Annotated in this window: 15 protein-coding genes; 6 read left to right on the top strand and 9 right to left on the bottom strand. The window is 68.6% G+C overall.

Annotated elements, in window-relative coordinates:
- Positions 1 to 41: 41 nt before the first annotated feature.
- Entirely contained in the window at positions 42 to 1,088 is a 1,047-nt protein-coding gene (locus AB0M22_RS14335; protein WP_364725522.1) for a PrsW family intramembrane metalloprotease, read from the bottom strand.
- The gene (locus AB0M22_RS14330) at positions 1,085 to 1,624 is read right to left on the bottom strand and encodes a hypothetical protein (protein WP_364725520.1); all 540 of its coding nucleotides are present in this window, start codon (positions 1,622 to 1,624) and stop codon (positions 1,085 to 1,087) included. The genes AB0M22_RS14335 and AB0M22_RS14330 overlap by 4 nt, the downstream gene beginning before the upstream one ends.
- A 237-nt stretch (positions 1,625 to 1,861) precedes the next feature.
- On the opposite strand from AB0M22_RS14330, the gene AB0M22_RS14325 reads away from it, so the two are divergent.
- On the top strand, positions 1,862 to 2,428 hold the full coding sequence (locus AB0M22_RS14325; protein ID WP_364725517.1) for a dihydrofolate reductase family protein: 567 nt from the start codon (positions 1,862 to 1,864) through the stop codon (positions 2,426 to 2,428).
- A gap of 18 nt (positions 2,429 to 2,446) precedes the next feature.
- On the opposite strand, the gene AB0M22_RS14320 is transcribed toward AB0M22_RS14325, so the two are convergent.
- From AB0M22_RS14320 to AB0M22_RS14310, 3 genes are all read right to left on the bottom strand, one after another.
- Positions 2,447 to 2,830 carry a hypothetical protein gene (locus AB0M22_RS14320; RefSeq protein WP_364725515.1) on the bottom strand — a complete coding sequence of 128 codons (384 nt, stop codon included), beginning with the start codon at positions 2,828 to 2,830 and terminating at the stop codon, positions 2,447 to 2,449.
- A 68-nt stretch (positions 2,831 to 2,898) separates the two neighbouring features.
- Positions 2,899 to 4,149, bottom strand: a complete 1,251-nt coding sequence (locus tag AB0M22_RS14315; protein WP_364725512.1) for a hypothetical protein — start codon at positions 4,147 to 4,149, stop codon at positions 2,899 to 2,901.
- A 133-nt stretch (positions 4,150 to 4,282) separates the two neighbouring features.
- Positions 4,283 to 4,897: a hypothetical protein gene (locus tag AB0M22_RS14310; protein ID WP_364725509.1), complete on the bottom strand. Its 615-nt coding sequence runs from the start codon at positions 4,895 to 4,897 to the stop codon at positions 4,283 to 4,285.
- 180 nt (positions 4,898 to 5,077) lie between these two features.
- On the opposite strand from AB0M22_RS14310, the gene lon reads away from it, so the two are divergent.
- Both lon and AB0M22_RS14300 read left to right on the top strand, forming a co-directional pair.
- Positions 5,078 to 7,498: an endopeptidase La gene (gene lon, locus AB0M22_RS14305; protein WP_364725507.1), complete on the top strand. Its 2,421-nt coding sequence runs from the start codon at positions 5,078 to 5,080 to the stop codon at positions 7,496 to 7,498.
- A gap of 98 nt (positions 7,499 to 7,596) precedes the next feature.
- Entirely contained in the window at positions 7,597 to 9,219 is a 1,623-nt protein-coding gene (locus tag AB0M22_RS14300) for an FAD-dependent monooxygenase (protein WP_364725504.1), read from the top strand.
- A gap of 60 nt (positions 9,220 to 9,279) precedes the next feature.
- Here AB0M22_RS14300 and AB0M22_RS14295 read toward each other — a convergent pair whose 3' ends face one another.
- From AB0M22_RS14295 to AB0M22_RS14285, 3 genes are read right to left on the bottom strand one after another with little or no spacing between them, the layout of a single operon-like run.
- Complete coding sequence (locus AB0M22_RS14295) at positions 9,280 to 9,711, bottom strand: PaaI family thioesterase (protein WP_364725501.1); 432 nt, start codon at positions 9,709 to 9,711, stop codon at positions 9,280 to 9,282.
- Positions 9,711 to 10,265 (bottom strand): TetR family transcriptional regulator, encoded by a 555-nt coding sequence (locus tag AB0M22_RS14290; protein ID WP_364725498.1) that lies wholly within the window; start codon positions 10,263 to 10,265, stop codon positions 9,711 to 9,713. The genes AB0M22_RS14295 and AB0M22_RS14290 overlap by 1 nt, the downstream gene beginning before the upstream one ends.
- Positions 10,266 to 10,324: 59 nt before the next feature.
- Positions 10,325 to 10,921, bottom strand: a complete 597-nt coding sequence (locus AB0M22_RS14285) for a DUF1707 domain-containing protein (RefSeq protein WP_364725495.1) — start codon at positions 10,919 to 10,921, stop codon at positions 10,325 to 10,327.
- Positions 10,922 to 11,045: 124 nt separating this feature from the next.
- On the opposite strand from AB0M22_RS14285, the gene AB0M22_RS14280 reads away from it, so the two are divergent.
- Both AB0M22_RS14280 and AB0M22_RS14275 read left to right on the top strand, forming a co-directional pair.
- Positions 11,046 to 12,116, top strand: coding sequence for a DNA polymerase IV (locus AB0M22_RS14280; RefSeq protein WP_364725491.1), 1,071 nt, complete (start codon positions 11,046 to 11,048; stop codon positions 12,114 to 12,116).
- A 51-nt stretch (positions 12,117 to 12,167) separates the two neighbouring features.
- Positions 12,168 to 13,163 (top strand): oxidoreductase, encoded by a 996-nt coding sequence (locus AB0M22_RS14275; RefSeq protein WP_364725488.1) that lies wholly within the window; start codon positions 12,168 to 12,170, stop codon positions 13,161 to 13,163.
- A gap of 77 nt (positions 13,164 to 13,240) precedes the next feature.
- Here the strand turns inward: AB0M22_RS14275 and AB0M22_RS14270 are convergent, their stop codons facing one another.
- The gene (locus AB0M22_RS14270; protein ID WP_364725485.1) at positions 13,241 to 14,752 is read right to left on the bottom strand and encodes an MFS transporter; all 1,512 of its coding nucleotides are present in this window, start codon (positions 14,750 to 14,752) and stop codon (positions 13,241 to 13,243) included.
- 127 nt (positions 14,753 to 14,879) lie between these two features.
- On the opposite strand from AB0M22_RS14270, the gene AB0M22_RS14265 reads away from it, so the two are divergent.
- Positions 14,880 to 15,596 (top strand): TetR/AcrR family transcriptional regulator C-terminal domain-containing protein, encoded by a 717-nt coding sequence (locus AB0M22_RS14265; protein ID WP_364725483.1) that lies wholly within the window; start codon positions 14,880 to 14,882, stop codon positions 15,594 to 15,596.
- Positions 15,597 to 15,598 lie beyond the last annotated feature (2 nt).

Genomic DNA, 15,598 nt, shown 5'->3' with positions numbered 1-15,598 from the left:
CATTGCGCCGGAGCGAGTGTCAACGCGGCCCGGGATGGGGCTTACGCCGGGATACGAATGCCCGATCCCGCGCCGGTTTCCTGAACCCAGTCGAGCAGCAGGCGCTGCCGCTGGATCTGCTGCCTGCGGTTGTGCTGACCACTCAGCCGATCTGCCTGCCGGGCCCGGCGCCGACTGCGCTGTGAGATCAGCGTGCTCAGCTCGCCTGCGGGCGCGATCCCCCGCGTGACCGCCCAGTTGACCACCGCGCGGAACCATTGCCGTTCGGTGTGCACCACCCAGGTGTAGACGATGGCGAAGATCAGGATGTACAGCACCGTCCTGGCGATGATCGACCCGACCGGAATGTTCGCCGGGCTCGGCGCGTCCCAGCCGAAATGCAGTGCGGCGCCGAGCAGATAGAACATCACGAAGACCTGCGCGCGCCGCCCGGCCGACCAATCCGAGCGCGCCACCGCCAGCACGATGCCGATGCCGGCCAGGGCGGTGAGCATCCAATGCGAGGTGATGCCGGTGAGCAGCCGCACGATGCCGACGAGGATCGCGGTCGCCGGATTGTCCTGTGCGGAAAGTAGTCCGGCGTTGGCCGAGTAGGTGATGTTCTCCACGACCTGGAACCCGAGCCCGGTGCAGCCGCCGAGCAGCAGTCCGTGGATCGGCCGATTCACCATCGGACGCGCGAGCCACGCGACCGCGAACACGCCGATCCCCTTGACCGCCTCCTCCACGATCGCCGCGGAGATCGGTGCCTGCCAATCGATCGCGAACGCGTCACCGGCCAGGTTCTGGATGATGCGCATGTTGTGGTCGTTGGCGAACATCGCGATGCCCGGCCCGGCCAGCGCACCCCAGAGGAAGCCCATGACCAGCGGCGTGCGGATCCGCCGGCGCGCGCGAAGCCGATCCAAATGCAGGACCAGCCAACCGAATACGAGCAGCGTGGCGAGGGTGAACGGCAGCCCGGCCAGAATGTTGCGCCAGGTCAGCGCCGCGACCGGGGCCAGTTGGAGGACCAACCCGGCTAGGCCGAGGAACGCGATCAGGCAGTACGTCCAGAACAGCGCCGACTTCGGCTGGAACCAGTTCATCGGCGCACCGCCAGCGTCTCGAGCACCGGCGTCAGCTCGGGCAGCGTGGCGTCGTCGCCGATCAGCGCGAGGGTGACCGCGAGTTTCTCGTTGCCGACGATCGCGCACACCCCGGCGCGGTCCGTGCCCCGGCAGGTCCGTCCGCGGAACCCGTTCGGCGTCGTGATCTCCCCGTCGAAGTCCGCATCGAAACCCTGCGCGCCCAGCACTTTCAGCCGCCATGCGGCCGCCTCGTCGAAGTCCGTGACGCCGTCGATCACGCTGACCGCGAGCCGCGACCCATCCGGCGCGACCAGCACCGCGGTCGTCTGATCCCCCGTCGGCCTGCGCTGCCAGCCACCGACCCCGCCGAAGCTCACCGTGTCGGGTTCCGCCCCCGGCGCGGTCACCTCGATCCGCGCGTCCGGCGCGACCGCCGTCTCCCTGGTCGGAACCAGCGCGGCGAGCACCGACGGGACCGCGATCAGCGCCGCGATCACCGCGAGCACCAGCCCCGCCTGTTTCCAGTCGGGCCCGGTGCGGGTCGGCCGATTCATCCGGATGCTCCCCTCGGCGATCTACTGCGAGCTACCGAGAAACTGCCACCGACCAGCGGTGCAGCCGATCCAACGATATGCCGAACGCCCTCGTTTACCTGGGAACACGCCCGTCGCCCCGGCCCTGTCGCCCCGCCCGCGGCGGACCGTAAACAATCCGTAAACCGGTTCCAGCACAGTGAAGACACACCAGAACGGCGGGCTCGGAACCGGACTCGCCCCTTCGAAAGGAACCCCATGCGCAAGCTCAAGCTCCAGGTCCAAACCACCGTCGACGGCTACATGGCCGGCCCGAACGGCGAAATGGACTGGATGACCTTCCCCTGGACCGACGACGTCGGCGCCTACGTCGCCGCCCTGATGGAATCCGTCGACACCATCCTGCTCGGCCGCAACCTCGCCGAAGGCTTCATCCCTACCTGGGCCTCCCGCACCGAGGCGGACGGCGAAGACCAGGCCACCATCGACTGGATGAACAACACCCCCAAAGTCGTCGTCTCCACCACCCTCACCGACTCCCCCTGGCCCAACACCACCCTCGCCGACGGCGACCTCACCACCCTCATCACCGACCTGAAGTCCCAACCCGGCGGCGACCTCATCGTCTACGGCGGCGGCACCCTCGTCTCCTCCCTCATCGCCGCCAACCTGATCGACGAACTCCACCTCTTCGTCAACCCCACCTCCATCGGCACCGGCCTCCCCGTCTTCCCCGCCACCGCCTACCAACCCCTCCAGACAATCGCCGCAACCCCCTTCGCCTGCGGCATCACCGCCCTCCACTACGCCCCGAGGCCGTCCTGAGCACTGCGGCTCAGTGGTTCATTGCAGCCATGACCTGTGGGTCGGGTACGAGTCGAAATCGTCGGGCCAATCGGAGGGGCCGACGGTGTCGTCGGCCCGCTTCTTCGGTGCGGGCGGCGGTGGGGGCGGCTCCGGGGTCCAGCGCCAGATGAAGCGCGGCGAGCTCTTCATGTCTTCGACCTCCGGTGGCACCGGCCGGGCGAGCTGTTCGATGTCGGACCACCGGCACTCGCCACTGGCCACCCGAGCGGCGTAGGCCTGGAGCTCGGGTGATGCGACGTGCGTTGCGGCAAGGTTCGACATGAATTCTTCGTCGACGACGGCCGGCTCGTTGAGCAGCGCCTCGATGTCGGTGTGCTCGAGCCGGATCCGGGCGGTATCCAGGTCGGCGATGGCGTCCATGACACCTCGGACAGCGGCCGCGACGGCTGGATCGAGGTCCGGTTCACGATTGCTCGACCAGTTCGGATTCACGCGTTGTCCCAGGGTTGCGTGCCGGCCCCCACCTCGTAGTCGGTCTTCGGCCGGTCCAGGGTGTGATTGAGCTGAGCGATCTCCGCTACATCCTTGGCGATGGCCGCCTTCTTGGTCGCGTCATCGATCGCGGAGGTGACCGGCTCGATGACCTGGTCGAGCTTCGCCTTGGCCTTGTCCCGAGCCTGCCCGACCGGATCCGAGACGACTTCCAGCAGTGTTTTCACCCGATCGCGCAACACCTCGATCGTCTTCACCAGGTCGATCGCGGTGGTGATGATATTGACGAGCCTTCTGCCGATGTCGGCGATCTCGGCCGCGGTGCCGACGACCGGGATCTTCTTGGCGATCACCTTGATCGCGTCGCTCAGGCTGCCGATTTTGACGCGTGACTCGAGCAGCTCCCAGACCTTGGTGATGATGGTCTTGACGGCGTTGCGGATCTTGTCGGCGACCACGCCCAGCGCGTCGCCGATGACCCGGCCGACGGGACCTTCCCACTTCATCGCCGCGATCTGGGCTTGCGCCCAGCTGCTGAACGCTATGGCGGCCTTGCCATCCCAGTGCTGGTCGACGCGGTTGACCCCGGATTCGAGGTTCTTCCCGCAGGCCTCCATCGCGTTGCCGGCGATCTTGTACGACTCGCCGATTCGCCGGACCTCGCTCCAGTTTCCCGGAATCGGCTTCAACGCCTCGCCGAGCACGTCGATCTCGTGACCGGCGATCCGGGTGATGCTCTTAATGGCCTCGTTCACATTGTCGAGCACCGGAAATACTTCGCCGATCAGTCCGGCCGTATCTTCCTTGTTCGCCTGTGGCTCATCGAGTTCGGCCTTTTCCGGCTTGGCGTAGCTAACCGAACCCTCGTACGGCTTGGCGTACCCCGCGGCCTCCTGATCGACCAGCACGGGTACGGCAACGTCGCGGTTGGCGAGGTTGACCTTGTGTTGGTTGAGCGCCTCGTAGGTGCGGCGGTCCGAGTCGTGATACAGCCACGCCGCCCGGTTCAGCTCACTACCGGTTTCCACGGTTTGGATACCGATGTCGCCCATGCGTTTGAAGGTGGCGTCGGCCGCGACGCGGACCGGTGCCAGCAGGTCATCGATGATCGGGCCGTGCAACCAGTCCGCTGCCGGTCCGTTCTTGTTGATGAAGTTTCCTGCCGCGATGGCATCCGCGCCGAGATCGGCAACGAGCGTTGCCAGCCCGCCGATTTCCGGCGCGACTGCTTTGAATGTTTCGCCCATGCGACCTTCACTCCCCATTCTGGTCACGGGGCAAGTCGACCAATTCCATTGCCGGCCACCCCCTGCCCCGATCAGCTGGCGGCGAACTTACGACACTGACCGGCGAGCGTCAACCCCGGCAGTCATCAGCAGGCTACTTCCACGAGACGCGGGCGAAGATGTCACGCAGGACATCTCGATGCTGCGCGCACAGGTTGTCGGTCTCGCTGGTGGGTTTCGGCGGTTCGGTCGCGGTTACCGGCCGGATATTGACGGTGACCTCGCGATCCTTGCTGCGGCGCACGGTGGCGCTGCAATACTCCACCGGTTCGGTGGGCGTGTTGTAGTAGATCAGGACCGGCTCGCCGAGCTGCTGGTTCAACCAGGCCGACGTCGGGTCCTGGACCGGTGGCAAACCTTCCGGGCGCGGCCGGAGATTGAGCACCGCCGCGAGGATCTCCCGCTGGTCGACCACGAAGCTGCAGGCGTCGATATTTGTCAGTTCCTCGCCCGGCGATATGCCGAAATTCCTGGCGGCCGACAACCCGGCGACCCCCGAGATCTTCGCCGCGTCGCCGGACTGAACGAGCGAGCACGGGTTGAGTCCGTCGAAGACGGCCAACGGCGCCGCATCCGGGCTCAGTGGAACCGATGCCGCCGCCGCCGGGCCGCTGGTCGAGGACGGACCTGCCGCTGGTTCAGCAGAACCACCGCAACCGGTCAGGGCAGCCGCGGACATCACGCCAAGAGCCAGCACCGTCTTCTTCATAGCTGCTTTCTACCTGCATGGCCGTACCCGGACAACGCTCGACCCGGCCCTTGGCACAGGTTTGGCAGACCGGAACAGCGCCGCCGCTTCGCCCACAGCGAACGCGGGGAAGGATCCGGAACAAAGGGGGGTGGGGTGGGGTTGAGTTGGTATCGCTCAACTTTTGGAAGGGTCGAACACGTGACTACACCACAGAACCTGCCGGTGCTGTTCCTGACCGATCCGATCGTGCTGCCGGGCATGGTCGTGCCCATCGAACTGGACGAATCGGCGCAGGCTGCCATCGACGCCGCGCGCGCGGCCAAGACCGACGCGGTGCTGCTGGCGCCGCGGCTGACCGAGGGCTACGCCTCCTACGGCGTGGTCGCCACCATCGAACAGGTCGGCCGGATGCGCGGCGGCGCGCCGGCGGCCGTGCTGAAGGCCGAGCGGCGCGCCAAGATCGGCCACGGGGTGACCGGGCCGGGGGCCGCGCTGTGGGTCGAGGCCGAGCCGGTCGAGATCCCGACGCCGGACGGCCGGACGAAAGAGCTGGCCGCCGAATACAAGAAGCTGGTCGTCTCGGTGTTGCAGCGCCGCGAGGCCTGGCAGATCATCGACGCGGTCAATCAGCTGACCGACCCGTCGGCGATCGCGGACACCGCGGGCTACGCGCCCTACCTGACCGACGAGCAGAAGCGCGAACTGCTGGAGACCCCCGACGTCACGCAGCGGCTGAACACGCTCATCGAGTGGACCAAGGACCACATCGCCGAGGCCGAGGTCACCGAGAAGATCAGTGACGACGTGCGCGAGGGCCTGGAGAAGAGCCAGCGCGAGTTCCTGCTGCGCCAGCAGCTCAACGCGATCCGCAAGGAGCTCGGCGAGGACGAGCCGGACGGCGCCGACGACTACCGCACCCGGGTCGAACAGGCCGACCTGCCCGACAACGTGCGCGCCGAGGCGCTGCGCGAGGTCGGCCGCCTGGAGCGGGCCAGCGATCAGAGCCCGGAAACCGGCTGGATCCGGACCTGGCTGGACACCGTGCTCGAGCTGCCGTGGACGGTGAAAACCACGGACAGCACCGACGTTTCGGCCGCCCGCGCGGTGCTGGACGCCGACCACCACGGCCTGGACGAGGTCAAGGACCGCATGGTCGAGTACTTGGCCGTGCGTTCCCGGCGGGCCTCGCGTGGGCTCGAGGTCGTCGGCGGTCGCGGCTCCGGCGCGGTGCTCGCGCTGGTCGGTCCGCCCGGTGTCGGCAAGACCTCGCTGGGTGAATCCGTGGCTCGGGCCATGGGCCGCAAGTTCGTTCGCGTCGCCCTCGGCGGCGTGCGCGACGAGGCGGAGATCCGCGGTCACCGGCGCACCTACGTCGGCGCGCTGCCCGGCCGGATCGTCCGTGCGATCAAGGAGGCGGGTTCGCTGAATCCCGTTGTACTGCTGGACGAGATCGACAAGGTCGGCTCGGACTTCCGGGGTGACCCGGCGGCCGCGCTGCTCGAGGTGCTGGATCCGGCGCAGAACCACACGTTCCGCGATCACTACCTGGATCTGGATCTGGACCTGTCCGACGTGCTGTTCATCGCGACCGCCAATGTCATGGACACCATCCCCGGCCCGCTGCTGGACCGGATGGAACTGATCACCGTGGACGGCTACACCGAGGACGACAAGGTCGGCATCGCCCGCGACTTCCTGGTGCCCCGGCAGCTGGAACGCAACGCGCTCACCACCGACGAGGTGACCATCACCGACGCGGCCCTGCGCGAGATCGCCGCCAACTACACCCGGGAAGCCGGCGTGCGGCAGATGGAGCGCCTGATCGCGAAGGCGTTGCGCAAGGCCGCGACTCGACTGTCCGAGGACGGACTCGGTTCGGCGACAGCCGATCTCGGCTACGAAGCCGAGCTGGGCTACGACGCGCTGGTGAAATCCGAAGGCGGCGAGCCGAAGTCGCTGATCATCGACCTGGGCGAGCTGAAGGACTACCTGGGCCGTCCCCGCTTCACCCCCGACTCGGTGGAACGCACCGCGGTCCCGGGTGTGGCGACCGGGCTGGCGGTCACCGGCCTCGGCGGCGACGTCCTCTACATCGAGGCCAACGTCGCGGAGGGCGAGCGCTCGCTGACCCTCACCGGTCAGCTGGGCGACGTGATGAAGGAGTCCGCGCAGATCGCGCTGACCTATGTGCGCTCGCACCTGGAGGAGATCGGCATCGAACCGTCGGTGCTGGATCGCAACATCCACGTGCACTTCCCGGCGGGCGCGGTCCCGAAGGACGGACCGTCGGCGGGCGTCACCATGGTCACCGCGCTGGTGTCGCTGGCGCTGGGCAGGCAGGTGCGCGCGGACGTCGGCATGACCGGCGAGGTCACGCTGAACGGACGGGTGCTGCCGATCGGCGGCGTCAAGCAGAAGCTGCTCGCCGCTCAGCGGGCCGGCCTGAAGACGGTGTTCATCCCGGCCCGCAACGAGCCGGACCTGGACGACGTCCCCGCCGAAGTGCTTGCCGCACTGGACGTCCGCCCCGTCGGTGACGTGGCCGACATCCTGGCCTACGCCATCGAGCCGGTCGCCGAACCGGCCCTGGCCGGACGGACCTTCGCGGCCACCGCCTGACGTGGGCGAACGGGCCGGGCACCGGGGATGGTGCCCGGCCCGTTCTCGTGTAATCGGCACGCAAGGGCGGTGCAAGCGGGTGGGCAGAGCATCGGAGCATGACTTCGACGCAGCAAGTGCCCGTTCTCATCGTCGGCGGCGGCCTGGTCGGTCTGTCCGCCGCGCTCTTCCTCGAATACCACGCGGTGCCGTTCGTGCTCGTGGAGAAGCGGACGGGTGCGTCGGTACTGCCGCGGTCGCGCGGCGTGCACATCCGCACGGTCGAGCTGTTCCGGCAAATCGGCATCGACAAGCGGGTGCAGCAGGTGGCGGCGACCGCGTTGAAGGCGGGCCAGTTCGGCGGCGCGCGCCGCGGCGCCACGCTGACCACGGCCGAGTCGCTCGACCTCGGCAATCTGGTGCAGAGCCTGGCGAATCGCGAGCCGAGCCCGGCCGGCTTCTGCTTCCTGCCGCAGGTGCAGCTCGAGCCGCTGCTGGCCGACCTGGCCCGCGAGCGCGGCGGTGACCTGCGGTTCGGGGTGGAGCTGACCGAATTCGCCGCGGACAAGTCCGGAGTCACCGCGACCGTGCGGGATCAGGCGGGTGACGTCTCGATCATTCGGGCCGACTATCTGATCGCCGCCGACGGCGCGGGCAGCCCGATCCGGCGAGAGCTCGGGATCACCGGCTGGGAGCTGCCGCCGACCCACCACTACCTCAATGTCTTCGTGCGGACCGACCTCACCGAGGTGCTCGACGGCCGCACCTTCAGTCAGTGCGAGATCGTCAACGACGAGGTACGCGGCCTGGTGCTGACGAAGAACAACACCGACGAGTGGTCGTTCCACTTCGAATACGACCCCGCGCGAGAGACTCTCGCCGACTACTCCGCGCAACGCTGCGTCGAGCTGGTCCGCGCCGCGATCGGCGTGCCCGGCATCGAGGTCGAGGTGCTGGCGAAGTCCGCTTGGGACACCGGCGTTTTCGTCGCCGACGAATACCGCCGCGGGCGGATCTTCCTGGTCGGCGACGCGGCGCACCGCCACGCGCCGTGGGGTGGATACGGCGCCAACACCGGAATCGCCGACGCGCACAACCTGATCTGGAAACTGGCCGCGGTGCTGTCCGGCACGGCCGGACCGGCGCTGCTGGACAGCTACCAGCCCGAGCGGCGACCGCGTGCGATCGTCGCCGCCGAACAGGCCCGGCTCGGCACCGATTTCGACACCCGCTACGGCGTCGAAACCCCGGACAACGCAGCAGATCTCGCTCGGCAACTGGCCAACGACGTGGTCATGACCCGTTACCGGTACACCTCCACCGCAATCCTCGGCGACCGCACGGGCACCGCGCATGTCGACCAGCTGACCGGCCAGGTCGGTACCCGGGTCCCGCACGTGTGGATCGATCAGTCCCAACAGATCTCGTCCCTCGACCTGAACGGTCCAGGCTTCGCCTTGCTGGTCACAGGCACCTCGGCCGCATGGCGGGACGCGGTCGCCGAAGCGCAGTGGGAAACCGGGATCGACATCGTCGTACATGCCCTGCCGATGGCCGAATGGGCAACGCGCACCGGCCTGCCCGAGGGCGGCGCTCTGCTGGTCCGCCCGGACGGAATCGTCGCGGGCCGCTCCGACGAGGACCTCTACCCGAGCGCGCTCACCGCTGCGCTACGCCGCCTCGTCGGCGCCTCGTCCAACGGCGCGAACCTGCTCGACGAGGCAACGGCCGGCGCCTGGTAGGCGAACCCGGGCCGGACCACCCCGCCGTGCCCGGCCCGGGACGCCAACGCGGACAAGCGATCACGCGCGATCGGCCAGCTCCCGCTCGACGCTGCGCGCCGTCCCCTGCGCCACCGCGCAGAGCACTGTCTCACCGTCGGCATCCTCGGTATAGATCTCGCAGTGCACCACGGCCTGACGACGGGTGGCGCCGGTGACGGTAGCCACCGCCCGCAGCCGAATTCCCTTGGCGGGGCGCAGGTAAGTGATGGTGAAGCCACCGGTCAGCACGTTCGCGCCGAGCGCGGTGCCCGCGGCGAAGGTGAGCGCGTTGTCGGCCGCGTAGGACAGCACGCCGCCGTGCACGAAGCCGAACTGCTGACCCAGTTCGGGACGGATCGGAATCACCAGTGTGACTGTGCCGTCGCCGAATTCGGCGATCTCGGTGCCGACCAGCCCGGCGAAGGGTTGGGCGGCCAGGACCTGCTTGGCGAGGTCGATATCGATGATCATCAGCTTGTCCCCAGGGTCAGCCACGCCGCGTCGGCGAGTTCGTCCGCGATGTCGGTCGGCGCGGCGAGCAGGTTGCCGCTCAGCCAATGCCGCGAGTATTCCTGTGCCGGGCCGAGCCACAGCGCGTAGACCAGATCGAGCGAAAGATCGCGCACCGCGCCGTATCCGGCGTGCGTGCGCCACCAGCGGGCGACGTTGCGCAGGAACTCGCGATTGCTGTCGCTCTCCCGCACCCCCGGCGGCCGCGCGGACAGCAGAACCTGTGCCCGGTACTGGTTTTCGGCGACCCAGCGCAGGTGTTCGCGCACCCCCGCCGTGATCCCTTCGCGCGCATCGGAACTGTCGCCGACCGCGGACCAGAAGTGCTGCTGGTAGTCGGCCAGCGCGTTCGCCCACACCTGCCGGTATAGCTCCGCCTTGTCCGGAAAGTGGTGATAGAGAGCGCCGACGCTGGCCCCGGCGGCCTCGCGGATCTGGGCCAGCGTCGCGTCCAGCGCGCCCCGCTCCGCGAATTGCCGCTCGGCCGCCAGCAGCAACCGATCTCGAATCTTCACAACCAGAATTTAGTTCTGTTTTGCGGACAGCGCAAGGGACGGGGCCCTACTCGAACAGGTCAGGCCGGACGCGGCCGGCGCAACAACCAGGCCAGGAACGACCGCCGCGGCAGCCGCGGATACCGCACGCTGATGGATCCGGAACGCACCTGCCCGTCCACCCGCAGCACCGGCGCGCCGGGATGCGACGCCTCGGTCGCGCGGTTGTACACGCTGCCGCTCTTGGTCTTCACCCGATCCACATCGACCCGCCACCCGCGCGGCACGATCAGCCGGATGCTGCCCGAGCCGACGGTGGCATGCAGCGCGACCTCCCCGTGCGGGCAGAGCGCCTCGGTGAAGTCGAAAGTGATACTGCCGGAACCACACTCGGCGGTGAGCTCGGCGGGAACGGGCCACTGGCCGCGCTTCTCCCGCGACCCGCTCCCGGTCCGCAGCTCGATCGGCTCGTTCGGCACCGGCAGGTCCGCGGTGACCGCCACCAGTTCCGCGCTGGTCTGGGCCGAGTAGGCCAGGATCAGCCGCCGATCCAGTTCCAGCAGATCGAGCCGCCCCTCGGTCACCGCGATGTGCAGCCGGCGCACGACGACCTGCCGCTCGGTGTCCCCGACCCGGATCGCGGGCAACGCGGCGGGCCTGTCCTGCGCATCGGTCATCGCTCTGCTCCCCCTTGCTCGTCTCAGTGAAATCGTACGACCGCCAGCCGCTCGACGCCGCCGTCGTGGGCCGATCGGGGCGGAGTTCCCGCTTCCTGTCACCCCGGTGCGGTAAGACGGTGATATGGCCAGATGGCTGTTGCACGTCGATCTCGATCAGTTCCAGGCGGCGGTGGAGTTCCGCCGCCACCCGGAGCTGCGCGGCCTGCCGGTCATCGTCGGCGGCAACGGCGACCCGGCCGAACCGCGCAAGGTGGTCACCTGCGCGTCCTATCCGGCGCGCGCGTTCGGCGTCCGGGCCGGGATGGCGCTGCGCAGCGCGCAGCGCAAATGCCCCGAAGGCGTGTTCCTGCCCTTGGACATGGTCAGTTACGAGGAGGCCTCGGACGAGGTCATGTCGCTGCTGCGCACCTTCCCCGGCCGGGTCGAGGTGTGGGGCTGGGACGAGGCGTTCCTCGCCACCGACACCGACGACCCGGAGGCGCTCGCCGGTGAAATCCGCTCCGCGATAGCGCAATTGGAGCTGTCCTGTTCGATCGGCATCGGCGACAACAAGCTCACCGCCAAACTCGCCACCGGCATCGCCAAATCGACCGGCAAGTCCGATGCCGGACCGGCCGACGACGCGGGCGCGGCCACCGGCGTCTTCCGCCTCACCGCCGCGAACTGGACCGAGGTGATGGCGCACCGTCCGACAAACGCGTTGTGGGGCATCGGCAGTCGGATCGCCACCCGCCTCGCCGACCTCGGCATCAGCACCGTCGCCGACCTGATGGCCGCGGACCGGCAGCGGCTCGCCGCCGAATTCGGCCCGAACACCGGGCCGTATCTCTGGGTCCTCGGCCACGGTAAAGGCGACACCGACGTCACCACCGAACCGCGAGTTCCACTGGGCCGCAGCAAATCCGAGACCTTCCCGCACGACCTCACCGACCCCGCCGAGATCCGCGCCCAGGTGGCCCGCCTGGCCACCGAGGTCACCGAGGAAATGGCCGAGGCGGGCCGGGTCGGCACCCGGGTTTCGGTAACCGTCCGGACCAACACCTTCTACACCCGCAGCAAACAGGAAAAACTGCCGACTCCGACCATCGACCCCGCCGAGATCACCGAGGCCGCGCTGCGCATCGTCGACCGCTTCACCCTCGACCGTCCCATCCGCCTGCTCGGCGTCCGCCTCGAACTGGTCCCGGAGTAGACCGGCCCCGCGAGCTGCGCGGTCTGGGACAGACGCTCGTATGCTCGTCGCATGGAGTTCTGGGCGATGGTGGCGCACGAATCGGACAGCGGGATCGTTCTGACCAAGCAGGAGGTCGGGGACGATTTCCTCGGGCCTGGCGAGGTGACCATCAAGGTGCACTTCTCCAGCGCGAACTACAAGGACGGGCTGGCGATCACCCCCGGCGGCGGGGTGGTGCGCAAGTATCCGATCGTGCCCGGCATCGACATCACCGGCGAGGTGGTCTCCTCCGCGGACGACGACTTCACCCCCGGCGACCTGGTGGTCGCGCACGGCTACGACATCGGCGTCGCACACAACGGCGGGTTCGCCGAGTACGCCAGGGTGCCCGCCGACTGGGTGGTGAAGCTGGACGGCCTGAGCCCCAGGGACGCCGCCGCGCTCGGCACGGCGGGCTTCACCGCGGGCCTGAGCGTGCAGTCGCTGCTCGATCGCGGCATCACCCCGGATTCGGGCGCGGTGCTGGTCACCGGCGCGACCGGCGGCGTCGGCAGCGTGAGCATCGACATCCTGTCCGGCCTCGGCTTCGAGATCGTCGCCTCCACCGGCAAGACCGACGCGAGCGATCTGCTCGGCGAGCTCGGCGCCAACGAGATCATCGGCCGGCTGCCCGAGGACCCCGACGCCAAGCCGCGGCCGTTGAACAAGGCCCGCTGGGCCGCCGCGATCGACAGCGTCGGCGGCAAGTCGCTCGCCTACATCCTCAGTGCCATCGGATACGGCGGCGCGGTCGCGGTCAGCGGCCTGACCGGCGGTTCCGGCCTGCCGACCACCGTGTTGCCGTTCATCCTGCGCGGCGTCGACCTGCTCGGCATCGATTCGGTGTTCGTGCCGATCGAGAAGCGCCGCGAACTGTGGACCCGGCTGGCCAACGAGCTGCGCCCGCAACACCTTTCGGCGCTCACCCAGTTCGCCTCGATCACCGATGCGGAGAAGGTGCTGCATTCCATCCAGGGTGGCACGCACACCGGGCGCACCGTCTTCAACGTCCTCGGCGAATTCTGAACGGGCGGAACTAGTTCCACACACCGAAAAGACCGGCTCGATCAGCGATCGGGCAGGTCTTTCGGTATTCGGTTGTCCTACTTGACCAGTGCCGCCTCTGCGCCTGCGTCCGCCGGCGTGGTCTTGGTGTTGCGCATGACGAACAGGGCGACGATCGCACCGGCCAGGATTCCGGCGCCACCGGCGAGGAAGCTGACCGACATGGCGTTGGTGAACGCGTCCCGCGCGGTATCGAGCAGCGCGTTGTCGCCGGTCTGCGCCGCCAGTGCCAGCGCGTCGCCGATCGAATGCCGCGCCGCCTCCGGCGCCGAGTCCGGCATGCCGCTGGTGAAGGTGCTGGACAGGATGCTGCCGAGCACCGCGATGCCGAGCGCGGCGCCCGCCTGCTGAATGGTGTCGTTCAGCGCGGACCCGACGCCCGCCCGCTCCGGCGGCACCGCCCCCATCAGCGCGGCGATGGCGGCCGGCTGCGCGAGCCCGGCCCCGGCGCCGAGCACCACCAGCGCGCCGGCCAGCACCCCGAATCCGCTGTCCGCGGACAGACCGGCCAGCAGCCCGAGCCCGACGGTCGAGACCAGCATGCCGGTCATCGCCAGCGTGCGGTTGCCGACCTTGCTGCCCAGACCCGCCCCGAGCCCGTTGAACACGATGGACGCGGCCATCATCGGAATGAACGCCAGCCCCGCCTCGGTCGGCGAGTAACCCAGCACGAATTGCAGATACTGGGTAAGCACCAGCAGCAGACCACCATTGGCCACCTGGACCAGCGTCAGCGACAGGCTGCCCCCGGCGAAGTCACGGTTGCGGAACAGCTCCAGCGGCACCATCGGATGCTCGACGCGCTTCTCCCACACCAGGAATGCCACCAGAGCGGCCACGGCGACGACCAGCGTGCTCACCGTGGACGCGTGATCGAAACCGCCCTTGGGGAATTCGATGATGGTCCACACCAGCGCGGTCATCCCGACCATGGACAGCACCGCGCCCGGCACGTCCGGCTCGGTCCACGGCCCCTTCGATTCCGGCATCAACACCAGCGCCGCGATGATCGCGACCGCCGCGACCGGGATATTGATCAAAAACGCGGCGCCCCACCAGAAGTGCGCGATCAGCACGCCGCCGAGCACCGGACCGCCGACCAGGCCGAGCACCGAGGCGGCGCTCCAGAAGCTCATCGCCTTGCGCCGCTCCTCGGCGTCGAACACGGTGATCAGGATCGACAGCGTGCTCGGCAGCACCAGCGCGCCGCCGATGCCCATCACCGTGCGGGCGACGATCAGCTCGACCGGGCTCGACGCCAGGGTGGCCCCGAGTGAGGCGACGCCGAACAGGACGAGGCCGATGAGCATCACCCGGCGTCTGCCGAACCGGTCGGCCAGGCTGCCCGAGGTGAGCAGCAGGCCCGCGAAAACCAGGATGTAGGAGTCCAGGATCCACTGGATGTCCTGGGCGCTCGCGTGCAGATCCGCGGCCAGCACCGGTACCGCGACGGCCAGCACGAAATTGTCGATGACCAGGACCAGCGTGCTGAGGCACAGCACGATCAGAATCCACCAGCGCTTCGGGTTGCGGGTGTCCATCGCGTCCATCGGTAACTCTCTTCTCACGGTGCTGCGTACGACGTTCTGTTGTTGCGAACAATGTACGCATGATTCTCTCGTGTTCGCAAGTGCGTACATCGTGCGCTACTGTGGTCGGCAACCGAAGGGAGTCGATGTGGCCGTCGAAAAGCAGCAGGTCGGATCGGTGTGGACGCGTCCGCGCAAAGGCCGGGAGCAGCCCGCGCTGACCAGGGAGCAGATCGTCGCCGAGGCGGTCGCCCTGCTGGACGCGGAGGGTATGGAGGCGCTGACCATGCGCCAACTCGGCGCCCGGCTCAATGCCGGCGCCACATCGCTCTACCGGCACGTGGCCAACCGCGACGAGCTCATCGAGCTGGTCGTCGACGAGGTCTACGGCGAGATCCGGGTGCCCGAGATCGCCGACCCGGCGGCCTGGCGCACAGCCACCGAGGAGTGCGCGGAAAGCCTGCGCGCGATGATCCTGCGGCACCCGTGGATGGCCTCGACGCTCGGCCAGGTGGGCATGTCCTACCTGGGCCCGAACGTCATGCGGATGAACGACGGCCTGGTCGGGCTGTTCGAGTCCGGCGGTTTTCCGGCGGCGGAGACGAGCGACGCGATCAGCGTCGTCATGAGCTACGTGGTCGGGATGGGCATCAGCGAGGCCGCCTGGCTGGCCCTACTCGGCCGTTCCGGGCAGACCGAGCGGGAGTTCGTCGCCGCGTTGCGGCCCGCCGCTGAGGAAGCCGCCAAGGACTACCCGCGATTTCAGCAGGACGACTGGGATACCGACCCGGTCGAGCGGCGCGACCGCAAGTTCCGCTACGGCCTGGACCGGGTGCTGGACGGGCTCGGCGCTCGCCTGGGCTGAGG

The sequence above is a fragment of the Nocardia sp. NPDC051756 genome (assembly GCF_040681495.1).
GTDB lineage: Bacteria > Actinomycetota > Actinomycetes > Mycobacteriales > Mycobacteriaceae > Nocardia.
This window is presented reverse-complemented; position numbering and strand designations above follow the sequence as displayed.